General features: G+C 57.8%; 23 protein-coding genes, 1 tRNA gene and 1 CRISPR repeat array. Of the genes, 16 read left to right on the top strand and 8 right to left on the bottom strand.

From position 1 onward, the window contains the following. Window positions 1–63: 63 nt before the first annotated feature. Window positions 64–1190: direct repeats of the CRISPR family, unit length 28 nt; unit sequence GGACTATCCCCGCATACGCGGGGGAACC. 75 nt (window positions 1191–1265) lie between these two features. Both GbCGDNIH6_RS07090 and recA read right to left on the bottom strand, forming a co-directional pair. Next, the gene (locus tag GbCGDNIH6_RS07090) at window positions 1266–1754 is read right to left on the bottom strand and encodes a cytidine deaminase (protein ID WP_332455411.1); all 489 of its coding nucleotides are present in this window, start codon (window positions 1752–1754) and stop codon (window positions 1266–1268) included. Next, window positions 1729–2766 carry a recombinase RecA gene (recA, locus tag GbCGDNIH6_RS07095; RefSeq protein WP_198355727.1) on the bottom strand — a complete coding sequence of 346 codons (1038 nt, stop codon included), beginning with the start codon at window positions 2764–2766 and terminating at the stop codon, window positions 1729–1731. The genes GbCGDNIH6_RS07090 and recA overlap by 26 nt, the downstream gene beginning before the upstream one ends. A 354-nt stretch (window positions 2767–3120) precedes the next feature. Here recA and speD point away from each other — a divergent pair, with 354 nt between their 5' ends. Then, window positions 3121–3609 (top strand): adenosylmethionine decarboxylase, encoded by a 489-nt coding sequence (speD, locus tag GbCGDNIH6_RS07100; protein ID WP_072563363.1) that lies wholly within the window; start codon window positions 3121–3123, stop codon window positions 3607–3609. A 122-nt stretch (window positions 3610–3731) separates the two neighbouring features. Next, window positions 3732–4613, top strand: a complete 882-nt coding sequence (speE, locus tag GbCGDNIH6_RS07105; RefSeq protein WP_072563364.1) for a polyamine aminopropyltransferase — start codon at window positions 3732–3734, stop codon at window positions 4611–4613. A gap of 133 nt (window positions 4614–4746) precedes the next feature. On the opposite strand, the gene dksA is transcribed toward speE, so the two are convergent. After that, complete coding sequence (dksA, locus tag GbCGDNIH6_RS07110; RefSeq protein ID WP_025286783.1) at window positions 4747–5160, bottom strand: RNA polymerase-binding protein DksA; 414 nt, start codon at window positions 5158–5160, stop codon at window positions 4747–4749. Window positions 5161–5504: 344 nt separating this feature from the next. On the opposite strand from dksA, the gene GbCGDNIH6_RS07120 reads away from it, so the two are divergent. Continuing rightward, the gene (locus tag GbCGDNIH6_RS07120; protein ID WP_072563366.1) at window positions 5505–6575 is read left to right on the top strand and encodes a glycosyltransferase family 4 protein; all 1071 of its coding nucleotides are present in this window, start codon (window positions 5505–5507) and stop codon (window positions 6573–6575) included. A 91-nt stretch (window positions 6576–6666) separates the two neighbouring features. Here the strand turns inward: GbCGDNIH6_RS07120 and GbCGDNIH6_RS07125 are convergent, their stop codons facing one another. Then, the gene (locus GbCGDNIH6_RS07125) at window positions 6667–6954 is read right to left on the bottom strand and encodes a hypothetical protein (protein ID WP_072563367.1); all 288 of its coding nucleotides are present in this window, start codon (window positions 6952–6954) and stop codon (window positions 6667–6669) included. Here GbCGDNIH6_RS07125 and GbCGDNIH6_RS07130 point away from each other — a divergent pair. From GbCGDNIH6_RS07130 to GbCGDNIH6_RS07145, 5 genes are all read left to right on the top strand, one after another. After that, on the top strand, window positions 6944–7819 hold the full coding sequence (locus tag GbCGDNIH6_RS07130; protein WP_072563368.1) for a hypothetical protein: 876 nt from the start codon (window positions 6944–6946) through the stop codon (window positions 7817–7819). The genes GbCGDNIH6_RS07125 and GbCGDNIH6_RS07130 overlap by 11 nt on opposite strands. 118 nt (window positions 7820–7937) lie before the next feature. Beyond that, a complete protein-coding gene (locus GbCGDNIH6_RS12390) occupies window positions 7938–8300 on the top strand; it encodes a hypothetical protein (RefSeq protein WP_157692350.1) in 363 nt (120 codons plus the stop codon). Window positions 8301–8493: 193 nt separating this feature from the next. Beyond that, window positions 8494–9024, top strand: coding sequence for a UPF0262 family protein (locus tag GbCGDNIH6_RS07135; protein WP_072563369.1), 531 nt, complete (start codon window positions 8494–8496; stop codon window positions 9022–9024). A gap of 80 nt (window positions 9025–9104) precedes the next feature. Further along, a complete protein-coding gene (gene mtnA, locus GbCGDNIH6_RS07140) occupies window positions 9105–10193 on the top strand; it encodes an S-methyl-5-thioribose-1-phosphate isomerase (protein ID WP_072563370.1) in 1089 nt (362 codons plus the stop codon). 41 nt (window positions 10194–10234) lie between these two features. Beyond that, on the top strand, window positions 10235–11044 hold the full coding sequence (locus GbCGDNIH6_RS07145; protein WP_232449744.1) for a DUF2272 domain-containing protein: 810 nt from the start codon (window positions 10235–10237) through the stop codon (window positions 11042–11044). Between the two features lie 43 nt (window positions 11045–11087). On the opposite strand, the gene GbCGDNIH6_RS07150 is transcribed toward GbCGDNIH6_RS07145, so the two are convergent. Then, complete coding sequence (locus GbCGDNIH6_RS07150) at window positions 11088–11498, bottom strand: rhodanese-like domain-containing protein (protein ID WP_072563372.1); 411 nt, start codon at window positions 11496–11498, stop codon at window positions 11088–11090. A gap of 183 nt (window positions 11499–11681) precedes the next feature. On the opposite strand from GbCGDNIH6_RS07150, the gene GbCGDNIH6_RS07155 reads away from it, so the two are divergent. Next, window positions 11682–12701 (top strand): cysteine synthase A, encoded by a 1020-nt coding sequence (locus GbCGDNIH6_RS07155; RefSeq protein ID WP_072563373.1) that lies wholly within the window; start codon window positions 11682–11684, stop codon window positions 12699–12701. 80 nt (window positions 12702–12781) lie between these two features. On the opposite strand, the gene GbCGDNIH6_RS07160 is transcribed toward GbCGDNIH6_RS07155, so the two are convergent. Beyond that, window positions 12782–13327 (bottom strand): hypothetical protein, encoded by a 546-nt coding sequence (locus tag GbCGDNIH6_RS07160; RefSeq protein WP_157692351.1) that lies wholly within the window; start codon window positions 13325–13327, stop codon window positions 12782–12784. 194 nt (window positions 13328–13521) lie between these two features. On the opposite strand from GbCGDNIH6_RS07160, the gene glpX reads away from it, so the two are divergent. The 5 genes from glpX to GbCGDNIH6_RS07190 all read left to right on the top strand — a co-directional run bounded on the left by glpX (window position 13522) and on the right by GbCGDNIH6_RS07190 (window position 18713). After that, window positions 13522–14493 carry a class II fructose-bisphosphatase gene (glpX, locus tag GbCGDNIH6_RS07165; RefSeq protein WP_025286792.1) on the top strand — a complete coding sequence of 324 codons (972 nt, stop codon included), beginning with the start codon at window positions 13522–13524 and terminating at the stop codon, window positions 14491–14493. Beyond that, window positions 14453–16348: a single-stranded-DNA-specific exonuclease RecJ gene (recJ, locus tag GbCGDNIH6_RS07170; protein WP_232449746.1), complete on the top strand. Its 1896-nt coding sequence runs from the start codon at window positions 14453–14455 to the stop codon at window positions 16346–16348. The genes glpX and recJ overlap by 41 nt, the downstream gene beginning before the upstream one ends. Window positions 16349–16421: 73 nt before the next feature. Further along, a tRNA-Glu gene (locus GbCGDNIH6_RS07175) sits at window positions 16422–16497 on the top strand. A 384-nt stretch (window positions 16498–16881) separates the two neighbouring features. Then, window positions 16882–17328 carry a DMT family transporter gene (locus tag GbCGDNIH6_RS07185; protein ID WP_072563376.1) on the top strand — a complete coding sequence of 149 codons (447 nt, stop codon included), beginning with the start codon at window positions 16882–16884 and terminating at the stop codon, window positions 17326–17328. Between the two features lie 167 nt (window positions 17329–17495). Then, window positions 17496–18713 (top strand): SAM-dependent methyltransferase, encoded by a 1218-nt coding sequence (locus tag GbCGDNIH6_RS07190; protein ID WP_095413442.1) that lies wholly within the window; start codon window positions 17496–17498, stop codon window positions 18711–18713. Between the two features lie 27 nt (window positions 18714–18740). On the opposite strand, the gene GbCGDNIH6_RS07195 is transcribed toward GbCGDNIH6_RS07190, so the two are convergent. Further along, on the bottom strand, window positions 18741–19214 hold the full coding sequence (locus GbCGDNIH6_RS07195) for a hypothetical protein (protein WP_072563378.1): 474 nt from the start codon (window positions 19212–19214) through the stop codon (window positions 18741–18743). Window positions 19215–19482: 268 nt separating this feature from the next. Between GbCGDNIH6_RS07195 and GbCGDNIH6_RS07200 the strand changes: the two genes are divergently transcribed. Further along, window positions 19483–20475 (top strand): YncE family protein, encoded by a 993-nt coding sequence (locus GbCGDNIH6_RS07200; RefSeq protein WP_081370011.1) that lies wholly within the window; start codon window positions 19483–19485, stop codon window positions 20473–20475. Window positions 20476–20496: 21 nt separating this feature from the next. Then, window positions 20497–21441: a sterol desaturase family protein gene (locus GbCGDNIH6_RS07205; RefSeq protein WP_072563379.1), complete on the top strand. Its 945-nt coding sequence runs from the start codon at window positions 20497–20499 to the stop codon at window positions 21439–21441. A gap of 54 nt (window positions 21442–21495) precedes the next feature. On the opposite strand, the gene GbCGDNIH6_RS07210 is transcribed toward GbCGDNIH6_RS07205, so the two are convergent. Then, the gene (locus GbCGDNIH6_RS07210) at window positions 21496–21969 is read right to left on the bottom strand and encodes an SRPBCC family protein (RefSeq protein ID WP_072563380.1); all 474 of its coding nucleotides are present in this window, start codon (window positions 21967–21969) and stop codon (window positions 21496–21498) included. Window positions 21970–22288 lie beyond the last annotated feature (319 nt).

Below are 22288 nucleotides of genomic sequence, written 5' to 3' on the forward strand. Positions count from 1 at the left end.
TCAACTATTTTCCCGCCGTCTGGCGCCGCATGCTCAGGTCGGGCTGACCATATTCGATTTTCGGAACTATCCCCGCATACGCGGGGGAACCCAGCCAGCAGGCATTGGCGGATCGTGTCGGCACGAACTATCCCCGCATACGCGGGGGAACCCCTCCGGATGCGCCGAAACCAGGACTGGTAAGAGGACTATCCCCGCATACGCGGGGGAACCCGCATCGGATACCCGGGTCCATTCGTCCCACAGGGACTATCCCCGCATACGCGGGGGAACCCTAATGCGGCTCTGAATTCTGAGGCGGACTCAGGGACTATCCCCGCATACGCGGGGGAACCTTCCGAACTGGTGGGGAACTGGTTCCGAACTGGGGACTATCCCCGCATACGCGGGGGAACCTCAAATGGCGGCCGTATTACAGCGGCCCCATTTGGACTATCCCCGCATACGCGGGGGAACCGCCCTTCCACAGCCTCTGGAAATCGGGACCACAGGACTATCCCCGCATACGCGGGGGAACCCGCCTCATCCCATGCAATTTGGGGTGCACCCCAGGACTATCCCCGCATACGCGGGGGAACCGCCATCGCGTGGTACGACGGAGCGCGCACACGAGGACTATCCCCGCATACGCGGGGGAACCATCCCGGCGAGATGGATACGGCGCAGCCAGCGCGGACTATCCCCGCATACGCGGGGGAACCGCGCTGCCGCCCAGCAATCCCAGCGCCGCGCGGGGACTATCCCCGCATACGCGGGGGAACCCTGTCGCGTCTGGCGGAGGGCGCGGGGTTGCAGGGACTATCCCCGCATACGCGGGGGAACCCCCTTCGCCCCACAGCCGAAACAATAATATCCGGGACTATCCCCGCATACGCGGGGGAACCCGGCAATAGAGCCGCAGGTAGGCGACGAGTGGAGGACTATCCCCGCATACGCGGGGGAACCGAGCACAAAGGGGCGGCGTAGATCGCTCCTACGGGACTATCCCCGCATACGCGGGGGAACCCAAAAGCGCGAATGCCGAGGATTTTCAGCGTATGGACTATCCCCGCATACGCGGGGGAACCCGTTTGATTGCCCGCAGAATCATGGCGCTGGCGCGGACTATCCCCGCATACGCGGGGGAACCCTGCCAATAATGCCGACGCGACCGCCGGGGATGGGACTATCCCCGCATACGCGGGGGAACCTCTAGACCTTATGTTATTGATTTCAAAGATCAATCTCCATTTTCCATACTTTAAAAAAAATGCAAGCCGCCTTTTTCAGCGCCGATAAGGAAGGGGGAGGAGGAGGGAAAGCGGCACCTTGATCAATCCCTGCTCCCCCGAAACAATGACCATGGTGGAAGGGGCAAAATCCGCAAACATCTCCCGGCATGCACCGCAAGGGGAGACAACGGCAATATGCTGATCGGTTTCATCCTGTTTGGGATGACGGACGGCAACTACCGTTTCGATGTCAGCCGCCCCTTCCAGCTTGGCCCGGCCCAATGCAATCGCTTCTGCGCAAATCTGCAAACGCCCCACCGTCGCGCCAAGATGAAGGCCAGTCCATATACGGCCATTGGCATCCCGCAAAGCAGCCGCCACCGTATGCCATAATGGGCGATAATGCTGCCGCATGACGGCCCTCGCCACCTCAACCAGTTCCATGTCAGCCCGTTCCAGCGGGCAGGCTGCGGCATCAAGTCGTAACCCCGATGCCAGCCGCGTTTCTTCCTGTCTGTTACTCAGCCGTTTCCGCCTCCTCAGCGTCCGGTGTCGTGATCATTGCGTTCTGCACAGTACCAGACTGCTCCCTGATCCGGTTCTCGATCGCATCGGCGATCTCCGGATGGTCACGCAAAAACTGCTTCGCATTTTCCCGCCCTTGCCCAATGCGCTGGCTGTCATAGCTGTACCATGCACCGGATTTCTCTACCACATTGACCTTAACGCCAAGATCTATCAACTCACCGACCTTGCTGATACCTTCACCATAGATGATATCGAACTCTACCTGCCGGAAAGGCGGTGCCAGTTTGTTTTTCACCACTTTCACACGGGTTTGGTTGCCGATGACTTCTTCCTTGTCCTTCAGCTGCCCGATACGACGAATGTCGAAACGCACCGACGCATAGAATTTCAGTGCATTACCGCCCGTTGTCGTTTCCGGGCTGCCGAACATCACACCGATTTTCATCCGGATCTGATTGAGGAAAATCAGTGTCGTATTGCTGCGATTCACAGAGCCGGTCAGCTTGCGCAAGGCCTGACTCATCAGACGGGCATGCAGACCGACATGACTGTCACCCATTTCACCTTCAAGCTCGGCCCGCGGCACCAGAGCCGCGACACTATCCACCACCAGCACGTCGATCGCGCCAGAGCGCACCAGTGTATCTGCGATTTCCAGTGCCTGTTCGCCGGCATCCGGCTGGCTGATCAGGAGATTATCAACGTCCACACCCAGCTTGCGTGCATAAATCGGATCGAGCGCATGTTCTGCATCAACAAAAGCACATGTACCGCCACGTTTCTGCGCCTCCGCCACTGTATGCAGGGCGAGCGTAGTCTTTCCCGAGCTTTCAGGGCCATAAATCTCCACAATCCGTCCGCGTGGCATCCCCCCGATTCCAAGCGCGAGATCAAGCCCGAGCGAACCACTGGGAATCACTTCAATCTGCTCAGCGACATTGCGCGCGCCCATGCGCATGATCGAGCCTTTTCCGAAAGATCGTTCGATCTGTGCCAATGCGGCATCAAGCGCTTTATTCTTTTCCATACCCGGACATGTCCTCATGCATAGCCGCGCCCAGCGGCCGATTCACGCAGCGTCTTCAATCAGTTTAGCCCTGCAGGAAGCGCATCGAAAGACGCAGCCGTTCCTCTTTATGTTCATAATATGTTCTAGTTATATGCCAATTGCAAGGCGTAACCCCAGCCCTTTCCATGATGCTGCAGGCGCGGTCACAGATCAGGATTCTTTTCGCCGCCGCGTAAAAATATCATGGCCGCCCCTCTGTCAGCGGGACCATTTTTCCTTGCAGTGAGGGGAATAGCACTCTATTGACCGCCGCCTTGGCCCAAGGGGACGATTCAGTCCAACCGGCCGTCTACTGGTAGGAAGGAGAATGCGATGAACGCACTCAACCCGCTGGGGATGGTCTCGGAAAATCCGAGCGAAAACCAGAACGTGACTGAAGCCGCCGCCCAGGCCAATACGCAGATTTCTGCGGCCGAAACGGAAGAGCGCAAAGATTATTTCGTGGAACGGGACGGCATGAAATTTGCCGGCACGCATCTTCTGGTCGATCTTTGGGGCGCCACCAATCTGGACGATCCCGGCATGATCGATGTAACCCTGCGTGAAGCCGCGGTGACGGCCGGTGCAACCATTCTGCACAGCCATTTCCATCATTTCACACCGAATGGTGGCGTTTCTGGCGTGGTGGTGCTGGCGGAAAGCCACATCTCTATCCACACCTGGCCGGAGCGCAACTTCGCAGCTGTCGACATCTTCATGTGTGGCGCCTGTGACCCACACAAATCCATCCCGGTCCTGCGCGCCACATTCCAGCCGGAGCGCATCGATCTGGATGAGCAGCGTCGCGGACGCGTCGTCTAAGAAATGTAACCTGACGCCTTTATGGTGTCATCGTTACACGCTATCTCATCCAGCGCACTGCACGACAAAAAAGGCGATCCAGAGGGCAACCTCCGGATCGCCTGATTTTTGGAGAACGCTTCATGCCTGATCAAACCACCTCCTCTTCTGGCACCTGGATCGCTGAAACGCTGTATCCTGACTGGGGGCAGCAATTCCGCGTCGGCAAGGAGCTGGCACGCATCAAATCAGATTTTCAGGACATCGTGGTGTTCGAGAGCAATTCTCATGGCCGTGTCCTGCTGCTGGACGGTGTCGTGCAGATCACTGAAGCCGATGAATTCGTCTATCAGGAAATGCTGACCCATGTGCCGCTGATCGCCCATGGCGCGGCCAAAAATGTGCTGATCATCGGCGCTGGTGATGGCGGTGTGCTGCGCCGCGTGCTGGAACACAAAACCGTCGAACGCGCCGTCATGGTCGAAATTGACGGCGAAGTCATCCGTCTCAGCCGCGAGTTCATGCCAGGCATCAGTGGCAATGCATGGAACGATCCGCGGGCCGAGGTCATCGTGGGTGACGGCATCGATTATGTAAAAAAAGCCGCTGACGGCAGCTTCGATGTCATCATCGTCGACAGCACCGATCCGATCGGGGTGGGCGAAGTGCTGTTTACGGATGATTTCTATCAGAATGCAGCCCGTATCCTGACCGCCCGTGGTCTGATCGTGAACCAGTGCGGCGTGCCCTTCATGCAGGCTGATGAATTGCGTGAAACCAGCCTGCGTCGCCGCAATTTCTTCCCCCGCGTGGGTGCCTATGTCGCAGCGGTTCCAACCTATGTCGGCGGTTTCATGACTTTGGGCTTCGCCACTAAGGATGCAGATTTTACGCAAGCCGATCTGGAAACAGTGCGTGCCCGTACTCAGACGGCAGGGATTGCCAACACACGCTACTGGACGCCGGAAGTGCATGTCGGCAGCTTCTATCTACCGCCCTACATTGCCGAGCAGCTTCCTGCCTGATGATTCCGATACCGGGGGCGGAGGATACAAATCCGCCACCGGACCAGCTGACAAAAGGACGAAAAGGCCGCTCCTGGAAAGGGCGGCCTTTTCTGATCAACACACCTCACCCGTCAAGACGGGTAAAATGTGCTCAATCGTCGCGGTGAACTCGCTCCATGCGCTCATGCCGCTCCTGAGCTTCAAGCGACAGGGTGGCAATGGGACGGGCTTCCAGACGTTTCAGCCCGATCGGCTCGCCAGTTTCCTCGCAATACCCGTAGGTACCGCTCTCGATCCGCTGCATCGCCTGATCAATCTTGGAGATCAGCTTTCTGGCCCGGTCCCGGGTGCGCAGCTCAAGCGCACGATCCGTCTCCACACTGGCACGATCGGTAATATCGGCCTCGTGGATGCCGCCTTCGGAAAGGCTTGCCAGTGTATCGTCGGCTTCCCGGAGCAGATCGGCCCGCCAGCGTAACAATTTCTGTCGAAAATACTCAACATGAAGCGGGTTCATGAATTCTTCGGCCTCGGAAGGCCTATAGTCCGGTGGAAGCGTCACCATCATTTCGCTGCATCCCTGCGTGGCGATTCGGCGGGCTTATACAGGGGGTTTACTCTCTCAACAAGAGCACCCCGCTCGCTCCTCCTTTTCACGCTTGAGAAACATTGCTGCCATATCAGAGTCGCTATGGTGGCGATGTTGTGTTTTACCTCGAACCAACTCATCTGTATCCTGAGACGGCGGCGAGCTTCTCCGTTTCCCAAAATCTGAGAATTCCGGTTTTCTGACCTGGATATCGCCGCCGTCGCCCCCCCATCCGCCATTGAGTATCTGCCTTATCCGACTCGTCGACTGGCAGATGCGGTCGCTGGAAAGCAGACCCGGGAGGGATATATAGTATTCCGATGCATATCTTTTTTATTCAGCCTGCAGCCACCGATCCGACCGCCGGCGGACACCGCTATAACCGTGAACTGATAGAAGCCCTTCAACAAAAAGGGCATTCAGTGACTGATATCACCCTGAAGGCCCGCTTTGTCCATAATGCCAAGGTGGCAGAAGAAGAAGCCGGACAGGTCTTTTCCACCCTGATGGCATCGTCCGGTCAGAACAGCCGCATCGTGATTGATGGCATGTCCCTGCCCGCTTTTCATCATCTCCCCTCCTCTGCCCTACGTTGTCTGACGCCACTGGTTCATCGTCCCGGTGCTGCGGGTCAGCGCGGCGATTGTCCGGGGCCTGACGCGAATGTCCAACAGGCGGAACAGACGGTTCTGTCAGCCGTCTCCCATGCCGTGGTGACACTTGAGCAGACACGCGACCGCCTGATCAGGGAATATGGGGTGGCCGATGCGCAGATCAGCGTCGTGGAAAGCGGCTTTGCCGCCTATGCCCCCGCTTCCGGCACACGCAACCGGGATAGCAGCAGCCCCTGCGAAATTCTCTCTGTCGGTACGCTCGTCAAACGGAAAGGATATGATGTCCTGCTGAAAGCCCTTGCGCGCCTGACAGATCTCTCCTGGCACCTGACTATTACAGGCAATACACAGCGCGATCCGGCCTATGTGGAAGTGATCCGCGAACAGGCGGAGCAGGCAGGCCTTTCCTCCCGCGTGACGCTGCTCTCCTGCCCCGGACATGGCGCTTTGCAAACATTATGGGAGGCTGCTGATCTTTACGCTCAGGCATCATGGTGGGATGGACCGCTCTCGGCAGCCCTGCAATCGCTGCGGCGCGGTATTCCACTGGCCATCACAGCCTCGCAGGAGGCAGCAATGAAGCTGCCGCTGAATGCAGGTGCCCTTTGTGCCCCTGGTGATTACGAAACATTGTCCAAAGTGCTAAGGCGCCTGATCTTCGATGATTCACTTAGAAAATCCTACGCCACAGCGGCCTGGAATTTCGGCGCTGGACTGCCGGGCTGGGATATGCAGGCACAGGCCTTTATCCATGCGCTGCCGCCGACGGGCTTTTGATTGAACCCATTCCTCATCAATGTAAAAAGGGCGCCCGCAAAAGGCGCCCTTTTCATCTGCGATCCTGATTAATCAGGATCGGTGAGATCGCTCAGTTCAGCGCCTCGGGATCGGAGGTTTCAAGAGCATCCAGCAGATCACTGTCCTTCTTCAAATCCTCAACAGGTCTGGACGGCTTGCGACCGCGACGCGGCTTGGCCGCTGGAGTGTCCTTGGCCTGCGTTGCCGGAGCTTCTGCACTACGGCTCCTGCGTGGAGCGCGACGCACCGGAGTCAGCAGTTCGTCCTGAGTTTCCTCAACAACTGAAGCCGCACGCGTACGGCGCGGCTTCACCGCACTGGTGACCTGACGGGCTGTAACGCGAGGAGTGCGGGTCATCCCGGTCGTAGCCTTCGTCGCACGCGGCGTGCGCGTGGCCGGTGCTTTTACGGCACGCGGCTTGCGGGTCACCGTACGGGTGCTTGCCGCCTTTGCCGTCCGGGCCGGTGTCGCAGCGCGGCGCGTAGCTGCCGGGGCACGGGCGGCAGTCGCACGGGGTTTGGTTGCACGGGTCGCTGGCGCCTTCGCCGCACGCGCTGTAGTCCGCGTGGTAGCTGCACGCGCTGACGTCGCCCTCTTCGCGGCAGGGGCTTTTTTCACGGCAGAGGTGGTGCGGGTTGTCTTGGCGCGCGTTGTTTTTGCACGCGCTGACGTGGCGCGTGGCGTGACAGCACGTGTCTTTTTAGTTGACGCCACCGTACGGCGGCTGGCCGTTGCGGTTTTGGCAGCAGGCTTGCGCGCGGTGGCACGGGTTGCTGTCGTTCTGGTGGCGGTGATGCGCTTTGTGGCGGGTGTGCGCTTGGTGGCTGCGGCCCGCTTTGTCGTGGTCTTGGCTACTGTTGCCCGGGTTGCAGGCTTACGTGTCGTCGCAGCAGTCTTACGTGTCGTTGTCTTGCTGGTCGCCGCACGGGTCGCCTTGACCGGCGTGGCCCGGGTTGCCGTTTTCCGGACAGATGCAGCCCCGGTCCTGGTGGAAGCTGCTCTTGTAGACGGTTTTTTGGAGGTGGCTTTGGTTGCAGTTTTTGTCGCCGTCTTTTTGGCAGCCGTGCTCCGCGTCGCTGTTTTGGCAGCTCCCCTCTTGGGGGCGGCGGTAGCCGCCGTGCTCCGGCGTGCGGTCGTGCTGCGCCGTGTCGTTACAGCCGCACTGCTGCGGCGGGTCGTTGAGCGCACGGCCATAGGTTGGGCGCGTGGCGTTCCATTATGATCGTTATCATTACTCACCTGAGGAACTCCCCTTTCGGCCGAACCATTGGCCGGAAAAATCATGCTGATCATGTAGTCTTATACGCGTATCGAAGTCGGAGGCCGGGAAAACTCAAGCTATGCTGATCAAGCCCCTCTTCGTCAGCCAAGCCTGCTGTATTCCGATTGCGTGTCAGGCTAAGGTGCAATGCATGAAGCACTTTTCTAACCTGCCGTGCCTTTTCTGCCTCTTACCGTTTCCCATGCTGACCGGCTTTCATGACGGATCCATCAAAATGATGGTATCATCTGAGATAACATTTTCTTCTTTGAATGCCCCGGCAGCCGCCAGAACCAACACAAGACAGGTTCGGCAGCGAGTTACGATTCGGATGAATCGCTCGTCAAGCATTTCTCTTCGCTCTTTCGACCCGACCCTGTCAATAAAAACAACTGACAGCCAGTTCAGTTCCGCAATGTGCAAAGAGGCTTTTCTTTTTTGATTTTGCTTTTTTGCAGTCTTTAGAAAAGGAAATCTGATTCAGCCTTTTCCGGCAAATAAAATTCTTTGAGGAACACCCCATACAGTAACAGCCCCAGGACAACAGCAACCTGCCAGCCGATATGCGGAGAGTTGTATGCTCTGTCCTTTCATGCACAATTTCATCCAAAATCAATCTGGACTAAAAGAAGCGCATGAGCGCAAAGCCAGACGACACGCAACCGCCACAGGCCGCCTCCAAACGACTGGTGAAAGTCATTCTGGAGGGAGAAGCCCTGACCAGACTCTCGCCTTTACAGGAGATGGACCGCGCTCAAGCTGTCGCCGATCTGGAAGCCGAAAACGTGTTTTCACTTGAACGCCCGCTACCCGGTATGGCACCCGTCAGTGAACAAGGTCCCTATGTGCTTCATCTGTCCATTCAGGAAGGACGTCTGATCTTCGATATCCGTCGACAGGATGATACCTTTCTGACCGTGCTGGCACTTGCGCTGGGACCGTTCCGCAGGCTCATCAAGGACTATCATCTGCTGGTCGACAGCTATGTAAAGGCTGTGCAGGAAGCACGGGAAGCCAGAATTCAGGCGATTGATATGGGCCGGCGCGGCCTGCACAATGAGGGGGCCGAGTTGATGCGCCACCGCCTGAATGGGAAGGTTTCAATCGACTTTGAAACGGCCCGCCGATTATTCACATTGGTATGCGTGCTGCATCAGCGCATCTGAAGAATAGAGTAAGGCGTTAACCCCGCAGCACACCCCGCTACGCTGCACCGATCACTGCCCTGTATTTCGAGGAACCGCACATGAAGATTGATGGCACGCCTTACCGCAGCGTGTGGGTGGATGACGATGGATGGAGCGTCCGTATTATTGATCAGACTAAACTGCCCTGGAGCGTCGATCTGCTGCGGCTGTCACGGCTGGATCAGGTTGCTCACGCGATCCGGTCCATGCAGGTGCGGGGCGCACCGCTGATTGGAGCAGTTGCCGCATACGGGTTGTGCCTTGCGCTGCGCGACAATGCCACCACCGATGCCATGGAGCGCGCTGCGGCCCTGCTGGTGGAAACACGCCCCACTGCCGTCAACCTGCGCTGGGCCATTGATCGTATGTTGGCCCGGCTGCGCACAACCTCAGAAGCCGATCGCGTCGCCATCGCCTATGATGAGGCCACCGCCATTGCCGATGAAGATGCAGCCCAGAACGAAGCCATCGGCAGGCATGGTCTGGAACTGATCCGCGATCGTGTCCGTCCCGGACAACCCGTCAACATCCTGACCCACTGCAATGCCGGCTGGCTTGCCACTGTCGATTGGGGAACTGCTCTCGCCCCCATTTACATGGCGCATGAGGAAGGCATCGACGTGCATGTATGGGTCGATGAAACCCGCCCCCGTAATCAGGGAGCACTGCTGACCGCTTTTGAACTCGGCAAACACGGTGTTCCATACACACTGATCTGCGATAATGCCGGTGGCCATCTGATGCAGCATGGCAAGGTTGATCTGTGCATCACCGGCGCGGACCGTGTCACCCGTCACGGCGATGCCGCCAACAAGATCGGCACGTATCTGAAAGCACTGGCGGCAAAAGATAATGGCATACCCTTCTGGGTGGCACTGCCTTCTTCCACGCTTGACTGGTCGATCCGCGATGGCGTGAAGGGAATTGAGATCGAGGAACGTTCCGCTACCGAGGTCACGACCATGAGTGGTCGCGCCATGGATGGCAGTGTCATGACCATACGCATTACGCCGAAAGACAGCCCGGCCGCCAATCCCGCTTTCGATGTCACTCCGGCCCGGCTGTTGAGCGGATTGATCACCGAAAGAGGGCGCTGTGAGGCATCCGAAGAAGGGTTACTCGGCCTGTATCCGGAATATCGCGTCTGATGCGCGCCTCTGCCGGAGCCGCTTCTATAGCATGTCTCCTGATGCTGACAGCCTGCTCCTCCTCCAGATCGAGTTCTGGCAGAGGAGCAGGTTCATCGGCGACAGGGGCCTATACTGCCGCCAATGAGGCGCATGTACCCGATTTCGCACGCATGCATTTCGCTCCGTTCAACCGCGCCGATGCAATTGGTCTGGCTTCAGCAGAATGGCGTGCATTCGGCAGTGAAATTCATGACGAACCGCCAGGCGAGAATCCAGATATGCCGCCCATGCTGCGACCGGACCGGCAGCCCGGATTATGGGAGAAAGTCGGACTGTTCTGGTGGCTCGGGCAGGATGCCGATACCACCGAAAGCCTTTGGTCGGGGGCCTATACCAGCACAGGGACGCCACTGCCCGACAAGGATATTCATCCTTGGTCAGCCGCCTTTATTTCCTATGTCATGCGTATTGCCGGGGCAGGTGCACGGTTTCCGTATTCTGCCTCTCATTCCACCTATATCAATATCGCCAAACAGATGGCGACCGGCGCGCAGAGCGGTTACGCCGTGATTGCCGAACGTCCGGGAGAATACGCACCGGTTCCCGGCGATCTGATCTGCACAGGGCGCGGCAAGGCAGAGCGTCTGACTTATGATTCTCTTCCGACTGGCGGCTTCCCCAGCCATTGCGACATCATTGTCGCTGCCCGTCCCGGAGAACTCTCTGTTATCGGGGGTAATGTCGCCTATTCCGTGTCCATGAAACACGTGCCGACCACACCATCCGGCATGATCGCCACACCGGACGGCCAGTCGGTTGACCCACGTTATCCATGGTTCGTCGTACTGCGCGTAACCTATGATCAATAAAGCATGATCAGCGGGCGGGAATCCCTCCCCGCCCGTTTTCACGTTAACGCTGCTGCCAGGGCAGATTTTCGGCTTTCCATCCGGCAGCAACACCACGATGGCCATTTGCATCGACCGGGCCTTCAAATCCTTCCGCTATATTATAGACATGCTCGTAACCGGCCTCCTTTGCAGCAATGGCAGCCGCCATGCTCCGGGCGCCGCTGCGGCAGAGAAAATAGATGTGATGTTCCGGCGTCAGCCCAGCCTGACGCAACTCATCGACGAAACGCGGATTCACCTGCATCTGAGGATAAACCTGCCAGCTGATGAGAGCCGGCCTCTGCTGGACGGAAGAAAGATCGGGAATGCCGATAAACACCCATTCCACATCTGTTCGCACATCCACCAGCCGTGCTTGGGGATCGGTTTTCAGGGCCGACCAGGCATCGACTACCGGGACATTATCCACCATGACTATCTTCTCCATTCCGATAACTCCCGATCATCATCGGGAATTAACCTGATATGCGTCGTATCGCGATGCTTTTTGCCCGCTCTTTCTATAGGTATGAATCTACTGTTGTAAGAGGTGTCCAGCATATGGCCCCAAAATGCGCCTTATGAAGGAACACCCCGTTTCAGGAGAGTTTCGCTGATGAGCATACCCTCTGCCTTTGCCGCTCCGCCCGTTGCCGCCTCAATGCTTCAGGCCATCGGCAACACGCCGCTGATCCGTCTGAACAGGGCATCGGACGCTACCGGCTGTGAAATCCTCGGCAAGGCTGAGTTCATGAATCCCGGCGGCTCCGTCAAGGATCGCGCGGCTCTGGCCATTATTCTGGATGCGGAAAAGCGCGGCCTGCTGACGCCCGGTCAGGATGGAATCATCGTTGAGGGAACGGCAGGCAATACCGGCATTGGTCTTACTCTGGTCGGGCAGGCGCGTGGCTATCGTAGTGTGATCGTGATGCCGGAAACGCAGAGTCAGGAGAAAATCGACTATCTGCGCATGATCGGCGCTGATCTTCGGCTGGTTCCCGCCAAACCTTTCCGTGATCCCGGCAATTACGTGCATGTTTCCCGGCGTCTGGCCGAAGAAAACGGCTGGGTCTGGGCCAATCAGTTCGATAATCTGGCCAATCGGGAAGGCCATCGTGAAACCACAGGCCGCGAGATCTGGGAACAGACAGGCGGCAAAGTTGATGCCTTCACCTGCTCTTGTGGTACAGGGGGAACGCTGGCTGGTGTGGCCCTTGCGCTGAAGGCCTTCAACCCGTCCATCCGTATCACCTTGGCCGATCCTCATGGCAGTGGGTTGTATGGCTGGGTGAACTCCAACGATCTCTCGGTCGAGGGTAGCTCAGTCACCGAAGGAATCGGCCAGTCTCGTGTCACCGCCAATCTGGAAGATGTCCAGATCGACGATGCCGTCCGAATCAGCGATAACGATGCGCTGCGACAGGTTTATGACCTGCTGCGGGAGGAAGGGCTGTCCATCGGCGGCTCGGCAGGTCTGAATGTCGCTGCCGCGATCGAGGTTGCAAAGCGTCTCGGGCCGGGACACACCATTGTTACGATTCTTTGCGATGGTGGCGCGCGCTATCAGTCTAAGCTGTTCAACCCTGCTTTCCTGACGGAAAAGAACCTGCCGGTGCCGGAATGGCTTGCGGCATAAAACGTCTGCTTTCACGACTGAAAACAGGCTGATCCAAAAACCGCCCGGCAGGAAATCTTGCCGGGCGGTTTTATGCTTTTTCAGGGCTGGGCCGGTTTCGGCGGGTTTACCTTGAGACCAGGCGCAGGCGGCAGCTCCGTACGCTTCATGACCATTGTGCGCAGGCTGGCATCACCCGGATCCTGCAACTTCAGCATCTCACCATCTGCCGATGGGACGAAGGTAAACTCATCATCCAGCTTGTCGGCATGAAGCTGGTACGCCCCGTTTTCCAGCGTCCACGGTCCCAGACTATGGGTGACATGATCCGCCGACCTGTCATTATTATCGCCTTTGTAAATCTGTTCCAGACGATACCAGGCCGGGCTGCCATCAGTGTGACGCATCAGGGTCAACACAAAGGTCTGCGTTTTGCAAACGGCAGTACAGGCGGTCGTGCCACTCCAGCGACCAAGCGGCTCGACCGGCAGCGGCTTTCCATCCGGGCCTTTTTTATTCAGTAATAACGGCGGCGGCGGAGCATTCCGATGCTCCTGAATTTTTACATAAGCAAATCCCGCGCCCAGAATCACCAGAGGAGGAACGGCAATACGCAATACACGCCGCCAGTCGATTTTGATCGTCATGAAACACATAGCCTCGATAAACAGGGCCTCGATAAACGCGGAAAGCACGCCTGCCTGACTGCTTACCAAGCACAGGGCATGGCGTCACGCCCGCCACCTCTCCTCCGCTCCTCCTTTATGCGTATAGATCGGCTTCCACGGCGATGGCCGATGCGCTACGCCTTAATCCGATTTCCGACAAGCGGAGCGAAGCCATGGCCGAGACACCTACACATAGTGACCGTAACCTTGCACTGGAACTGGTGCGTGTTACGGAAGCGGCCGGACTGGCCGCCTCCCGCTGGATGGGGCGGGGCGACAAGAACGCCGCCGATGGTGCAGCGGTCGAGGGCATGCGCAAGGCTTTCGACTCTGTTGCAATCAACGGCACCGTGGTCATCGGCGAAGGCGAAATGGACGAAGCGCCGATGCTGTATATCGGCGAGACCGTCGGTGCTGGCGGCCCCGCCATGGATATCGCGGTCGATCCGCTGGAAGGCACCACGCTGACCGCCAAGGGCGGCCCCAATGCCATGGCGGTGCTGGCGCTGGCCGAGGCCGGCAATTTTCTGCATGCCCCCGACATTTATATGGACAAGATCGCGGTCGGGCCGGGCCTGCCGGACGGGGTGGTTGATCTCGATAACTCTGTCGAAAGCAACCTGCGCAATCTGGCGAAAGCCAAGAAAATGGAGCTGTCCGATCTGGTCGTCTGCGTGCTGGATCGCGACCGGCACAAGGAAATCGTCGCCAAGGCACGTGAAGTTGGCAGCCGCATCATGATGATCAGCGATGGCGACGTATTCGGTGCCATGGCTGCTGCCATGCCCGATACCGGCATCGACATTTATCTCGGCTCCGGTGGTGCACCGGAAGGCGTTCTGGCAGCAGCGGCGCTTCGTTGTATCGGGGGCCAGATGCAGGGGCGTCTGATGTATGAATCGCAGGAGCAGGAAGACCGCGCCCGCGCCATGGGCATCACCGATCCACGTCGCAAATACAGCGCCGAGGAAATGGCAAAGGGCGATGTCATGTTCGCCGCCACCGGCGTTACCGGCGGTCCGATGCTGCGTGGCGTGCGTATGTTCGCTGCCGGAGCGTATACGCATTCCGTGGTAATGCGCAGCAAGTCCGGCACCATTCGCTATGTCGAGGCCTATCACAACTTCAACACCAAGACTTGGTAATACCCTGACCGTGCTCTCATCCTCCGTTCTGCGCCCGGAAGCCTCCACCACTGTTACGGACGCTGTTCTTGGGGTGGAGCGGAGCCTGACCGGTCGTGCATGGCACTGGCGCATGCCCGCAGGGGCCGAGATTGCAGCCATAGAGCGGCTTGGGCTGGCTATTTCGCAGCGTCATGGGGTGAGCGATCTGCTGGGCCGTCTGATCGCGACACGCGGCATCGGGATCGATCAGGCCGATACCTTCCTGCAACCGACCCTGCGCGCCCTGATGCCTGACCCTTCTGTTCTGGCGGGCATGGATCAGGCGGCTGCCCGCATTGCCGCCGCCATCATGGCCCAGGAGACCGTCGCCATTTTTGGCGATTACGATGTGGATGGCGCCTGCGGCACAACCCTGATGCTGACCGTACTGCGTGCCTGCGGCTGCCCGGTGCTGTATCACATCCCGGACCGGCTGAGGGAGGGATATGGCCCGAACGCCCCTGCCCTGCTGTCTCTGGTCGAGCGTGGTGCGAGCCTGATCATCTGCGTCGATTGCGGCACCGCGGCACAGACGGCGCTGTCAGCCGTCTCCGGCCGAGCCGATATTCTGGTGCTGGATCACCACAAAAGCGACACGCTGCCCCCTGCGGCTCTGGCCACCGTCAATCCGAACGGGCCTGATGATCGCTCCGGGCTGACCATGCTGTGTGCCACTGGCGTGGCGTTGCTGACCTGTGTAGCCACTTTTCGCCAGCTCCGGCGCGATGGCTGGCAGGGTTATGAAGGACCGGCTCCTGATCTGCTGGAGATGCTGGATCTGGTAGCTCTGGCGACCGTGTGTGACGTCATGCCGCTGACCGGGATCAACCGCGCCTTCGTCACGCAGGGACTGAAGGTGATGGATCGCCGCAACCGTATCGGAATTGCCGCCCTGCTGGAGGTGGCGCAGATGACAGGGCGGGTGACTGCCAGCACCTGCGGCTTCGTGCTGGGACCACGCATCAACGCAGCCGGGCGAATCGACAGCGCGGATATGGGGGTGCGGCTGCTGACCGCAACAGACCCGATTGCTGCCAGAGACATTGCCCAGGCACTCGATTCCGTGAACGAGCGCCGGCAGACTGTGGAATCCTCCATCCTTGATGCCGCAGTCAGGGACGCAGAAGCACGGATCCAAGCAGGGGATGCCGCCATCGTCATTGGTGGCGAGGATTGGCATCCGGGCGTTGTCGGCATCATTGCCGGAAGGTTGCGGGAGCGGTTCAATCGTCCAGCCTGTGTTGCGGGTTTGGCTGACGGACTGCTCAAGGGATCAGGACGCTCCGTCCCCGGAATCGATCTGGGGGCTGCCATCATCGCCGCCCATCAGCACGGCCTGTTGCGCAGCGGTGGCGGCCATGCCATGGCGGCCGGGTTCGCACTCCCCCCTGAAAGCATGCCCGCTTTCCGCACCTTTATAAATGAGCGTCTGGCCGCAGCGGCCTTGCTGCCCAAAGCCGCCGATCTGGCGCTTGATGCCAGCCTGGGTGCCGGGGCTGTCACTGTGGCCATGGCCGAGGAACTCGTCCAACTGGCACCGTTTGGAAACGGGAATGATGAACCGCTGCTCGTCCTGCCGCGACTGCGCTGCCGCAGAGCTGAGCGGATCGGGCGGGACGGCGGCACGATTCGTGCCTTTCTGGAGAGCGAATCCGGTCACACCATCAAGGCGCTGCTGTTCCGTGCCAAGCCAGAGGATATGGCTGCACCGATTGCCGATATCCTGTTGAATCGTGAATTACGCCCACTTCATCTGGCCGGTTACCTGCGTGCCGAAACCTGGAACGGCACGACGAGCGCAAACTTTTGCATTTCTGATGCCGCGCTGGCTTGACCGCCCGCTCAGCCTCGGGTAACCACCCGCCACGCCACCGCTTCCGGCCAGACCATCGGCCCGGTGAGACAGTGTCCCGTTCGTCTAGAGGCCTAGGACACCGCCCTTTCACGGCGGTAACAGGGGTTCGAATCCCCTACGGGACGCCATTCAAATCATTGAACATTTTGAGTTATTTGTACATGGCGTAGAGGGTCATCTGACCATCTAAAACACCAATGCGCTGGCTACCTTCCCCCCAAATAATCTGGTTCAAACTTGTAATAACCATACCTTGCTGTTGCGGGATGGATAGCAAGTCGGGCGACCGGACAGTGATCAGCTTCCGCCCCTGGTGAGGGTCACGCCGCCAGTTGCTGACGGCAATAAATGGCCCTCTCGTCAATAGATTGAGTCAGGGGATCGCATCGTGACTGATCAGGCAGCATACAGTCTGGAAACATTATGAAAAAAACTTTGCGGCTCGTCTGACCATCCGTAGTTTGATGCGTTGGTGGAAAAATTCCGTTTTCCGCTTTCAAGGGCAGTACACTATGAATTCAGCCTGGCTCTATCCTCTGATTGTTATTGCCGGCGCATTACAGGCCTGGGGGCCGCCGATGAACGGTGCCCTGCGGGTTTCGCTGATCAATCCATGGCTAGCGAGCATTGTCTCCTTCCTGCCGATTCTCGCAGTCCTCCTGGTGCTTTGGCTGTGTATACCGAGGCCCATGCCAACCATTGATGGCATTGCCACCATGCCATGGTGGGCGCCTTTAGGTGGCCTGATCGGTGCCTTCGCCGTCGTGGCCGGGCTGATGTTCGTGGACAAGGTAGGGGCTGGAACTTTTGCGGGCCTGACCATCACTGCCAATATTCTGATGTCGCTCGCCATTGACCATTTCGGTCTGCTGCATGTGACTCCGCATACAATGTCACCGCTGCGGATGCTGGGGGCAGTCCTGATGGTCTCCGGCATTGCCCTGATCGCCAGATTTTAAAGAGAAATTCTCTCTGCTTACAAATTCCGCTCAAACAAAATACTTTGATGCCAAATGTTTCATCACAAAACGCTTGAAATATTTCTCTGTCGAAAAATGATATCCTTGCTGCAGTGTATCAAAGCCGATGCCTGAGCAGGGAGTATCCATTGATGCATGTGCCACGTATTCACTGGCTGCTGGATCGTATCCTGACCCGGATCGTTCGGACCGGACATCTGGAAGTCCGCTTTTCTGACGGAGAGATCCGTCAATACGGGGCCGGTTCTTCTCCCTTGGCCTCTATGGTGCTCCGTTCTCCTCAGGCGGAAAGGCGTCTGACCTTTAATCCCATGCTGGCTATGGGCGAGCTTTACATGGAAGGTGAACTGGAGACGCCGGGATGCACAATCTATGATCTGCTGGATGTGCTGACGCGTGACTGTCTGAATACCGGACAGCCTTGGATCATGCGGCTGCTTAACATGCTACGCCAGGCACGAAAGCGGTTGGACCAGTTCAACCCCGCTGGCCGTTCGCGACGCAATGTCGCCCATCATTACGATCTGGACGGGCGGCTTTACGCACAGTTTCTGGATCAGGACAGGCAATATTCCTGCGCCTATTTCCCAACCGGACAGGAAACGCTTGAAGAGGCGCAGTTCCTCAAGAAACGGCATATTGCTGCCAAGTTGAAGCTGGACCGCCCTGATCTGGATGTTCTGGAAATCGGGTCTGGCTGGGGCGGTATGGCACTGCATCTGGCCCGTAACCATGGCGCGCGCGTGACCGGACTGACCCTTTCTACCGAGCAGTTGGACGTTTCGCGTCAGCGCGCGGCAGAAGCCGGGCTGAGTGATCGTGTCCGCTTTGAACTCATGGATTACCGTGCATGGCGACAGCCGGCCGACCGCATCGTTTCAGTCGGTATGTTCGAGCATGTCGGCATTGGCCACTACCAGACATTTTTTGAGACCATACGTGACAGGCTCAGACCGGATGGTATCGCCCTGATTCACGCAATCGGTCGCGCCGAGGGTCCGGGCGCCACCAATCCATGGATCGCAAAATATATTTTTCCCGGCGGATATTCTCCGGCCCTGTCGGAAGTGCTGCCTGCGGTGGAAAAATCCGCATTATGGACGACCGATATTGAAATCCTGAGGCTTCATTATGCACTGACCCTCTCGCACTGGCGTCAGCGTTTTCAGGAGGCGAGGCCGACTATTACCTCGCTGTATGACGAGCGTTTCTCACGGATGTTCGAGTTTTATCTGGCCGGATGCGAACTTGCTTTCAGAAATATGGGGCATATTGTCTGGCAATTGCAGGTCTCGAAATCCCTGACCGCTCTTCCGCTGACACGCGATTATATGTTCGAGGCGGAACGGCAGGCAGAAGGGTGAAGACCGCGCCTGCAGGCAACAGAAAGCTTACCAGCCAAAGCTACGATAATATGGGCCACCCCAACCCCATTGCTGCCAGCCAAAACCGGGATAACCCCACCCCCATGGAACCCCGCCCCAGCCCCAGCCGCGATAATAAGGATATGCCACCCCCCAACCGCCACCAAAGGTGGCTCCGAATACGGTGGCTGCGGCAATGGTCGATGCCAGATAAGGAGACTCATATCCACCATAGGCCGGTGGATAAGCGGGCGGGTAAGCTGTGCCATATACAGGGACAGAGGCCGGTTGAGGCTGAGCAGAGGGACTACCCCCCGCCCCGGTCACAACGCCTTTGCCTGCCTCCGGGCCCGTGGTTTGCGCCACGCCCGGCATGGGCACATAAACACCATTATATCCGAATGAATCATAGGTGCAGCCCACCAGCAACCCTGACAGCATCAGGGCCAATATCGGCGTGATCGGAACCGCCTTTCTGCGCCACTGCTGCAAGACCGGCATGACAGCATCTTTCCTCTTTGCCTGCGTGCAGCCATGCTACCCGGTCAGCCCATCATAAGCGACTTACTGATTGGACATGCATTTTCCTGTTGCATGTGTTGATTCGCCTGCATCAATGCTCCTGAGGCCACAAAACGATATAGGCCGCGGGCGCTTGCGGCTATGGCGGGCATGCGGGGCAGAACTTCAAAAACTTGATACACTTTCTTCTGCAAGCCGTTGTATCTACTAGCGCTTGTCAGTGATCCAAGCATTTCTGGACGGGTTTATGATCTCACGGTTGGCTCGCTTCTTTCTTCTCATAGGGCTGACCGTGCCAGGTGCGGTGAGTCGCCCCTCAACCGCACAGGCCGAGGGACTCGCTTTTGTCATCAACAGCAACGACGCAACCATCAGCCTGATCGACATCACCAGCCGTCAGGAAGTGAAGCGCATCCCTGTTCTGCGGGAGCCGCATCATATGGCGCTCACACCAGATGAAAAATCGCTGCTGGTCGGGGATACGACCGGTAATACGATGTTCTTCCTCGATCCCCTGACCGGGGCAGAGCAGAAGCGTATCGTTTTCAGCGATCCATACCAGATCCAGTTCAGTCCGGATGGGCGTTGGCTGGTGTCTGCCGCGCTCGCCCGTGACCAGATCGACATCTATGACGGGCACAGCTTCAAGCTGCTGCACCGTATTCAGGCGCCCTCCATGCCGAGCCACATCAATTTCACGCCGGACAGCAAGGTCGCCTTCGTCTCCCTTCAGAAAACCAGCAAGGTCATAGCCTTCAGCCCTGAGACGGGTAAAATCCTGTGGGAGCAGAAATCAGGCCGCACCCCCGCCGGGGTGCTTTATCTGAACGGCAAGCTGCTGGTCGGTGATATGGGCGAGGACACTATCGCCGTCATGGACCCGGTCACCGGAAAGCTGGAACGCAAGATCCGCACCGGAAAGGGAGCCCATAACCTGTTTCTCTCCCCTGATGGCAAGGTTCTGTACGTCTGCAACCGCGTGGGCGGCACCATTAGCCTGCTCGACCCCTCAACCCTGACAGTGAAGAAGGAATTCGTCATTCCTGGCGGCCCGGATGATCTGGATTTCGCCCCAGATGGATCCATCTGGGCGACACGCCGCTGGGCCCATACAGTGGCCATCATCAATCCGAAAGATGGCAGCTTCACCACGATCCCGACTGGTCGTTCGCCGCATGGAATCTGGCTTAATACGCATCTGGCCGCTCCCGTTCGATCCTCCTCCACCCGCGCACCATAAAAAGCGATCACAGGTTTATCGATGTTCGACCCCTTTGACAGCGCAGCAGGCTGGCTTCAGGAACATTTGCTGATTCCCCTGCTCTGGCAGTTCAATCTGATCGAATGGGAGGATGTATCCTACGGATGGGCGTTGATCGCCATGTATGGGGTGGCACAGGTCATTCTGATGTATGCCATCTGCGTCCCTCTGGAAAAATGGCGGCCGGTCGAAAGATGGGAAAATAATCGCGCCGTGCTGACCGATGTGCTCTACACTGTTATCTCGCGCGTCGGTGTGCTGCCACTGGTCAGCTTTGTCGGGTTTTATCAGGTACAGGTGCTGCTCAATGGTTGGCTGACCGATCATGGTTACGTGCCCCCCACACTGGAGCGGTTCATCCCATCCCTGACGGGCCATCCCTATGTAACCTTTGCGATCTATGCGCTGATTCTGGATTGTGCCGATTACTGGCGACATCGGCTTAGTCATCAGTTCCGCTGGTGGTGGGCGCTTCATTCTTTGCATCATGCCCAGCGACAGATGACCTTCTGGTCCGATGACCGTAATCATCTGCTGGATGATTTCATCTCCGCACTCTGGTTTGGAGCCATCGCACTGATGATCGGCGTGCCGCCCCTTCAGTTTCCACTGCTGGTGCTGCTGCTTCGCCTGATCGAGAGTTTAGCGCATGCCAATGCACGGATCAGCTTCGGTCGCATCGGGGATAGGCTGCTGATCTCACCGCGCTTTCATCGTGCCCATCACGGGATTCTCGCCGCGGGACAAAGAAGCTGCAATTATGGGGCGGTTTTTCCCTACTGGGACATGCTGTTCGGTACAGCGGATTTCAGCCGCGTCTACGTGCTTACCGGCGATCCATCCGGTGAGGAGGCATTGCATACTGGCACCTATGTTCAGCAGCAAATGGCTGGATTACGTCGCTTCATCGGCTCCCTGCGAAAGAAAAAGCCCCAACCTTCCTGAGCATTTTGTTCATCAGGAAAAGCGGGCGGCCCTGACAAGACCGCCCTGTCCCAGTTATTTCGCCTTTTTGGCAATACCAGCCAGACCACCTTCATAAATACCAGCGATCACCTTGGCTGCTTCCGCATCCGATGCACCCTTGGCATCGAAATGCCCGACCCATGCCACTTCCGAGCCACCCTTGGCAGGAGTTACGCTGATGGTGGATTTGTAATTAGCCACCGGCAGCGGGCTTTCCTGAATCGTGTAGGTGTAGGATTTTTTTGCATCATTGCGGTCAACCTGCTGCTCCACGATGGTTCCACCACCTTTCAGCGACAAGGTACGCTGCTCAGCACCAGCCACATCGACCAGCTCGCATTTGGTCACGGCCGGATGCCATGTGGCGATGCCACAGAATTTGCCGATCGTGCTCCATACTTTTGCGGGTGACGCGGCAATATGGACCGACTTGGTAACATCCACGGCCAAAGCCGGGGTGGCAATAAGGGAGGCCAGCACAGCAGGCACCACGACATGCTTTAACATTCAACGTCCTCCAGACATTTTTTTGACCTCGACCGGAACGGTCATGGCGCAACCCTTCTGGGCTGACTTGGTGGTAGCATGGACCGTATCATTACGGTTTCAAAGTGTAAAAATCGTGCCATTTATAAAGCCTGCCGGAGAGTCATTGAAGCCCCGCCATCCTGATGAGCCTGACTAGGCGACTTAAAAAATAAAACTTTCAGATCACTGAGCACTGGCGCTTCTTATATTAAGAAGAAAATTAAAATAACTATGCACCCAATAAAAAAACCCGCCAAAAAATTGACGGGTTTATCAGAGTTCAGTGGGCTGATCATTA

Source organism: Granulibacter bethesdensis (assembly GCF_001889525.1).
GTDB classification, from domain to species: Bacteria; Pseudomonadota; Alphaproteobacteria; order Acetobacterales; family Acetobacteraceae; genus Granulibacter; species Granulibacter bethesdensis_C.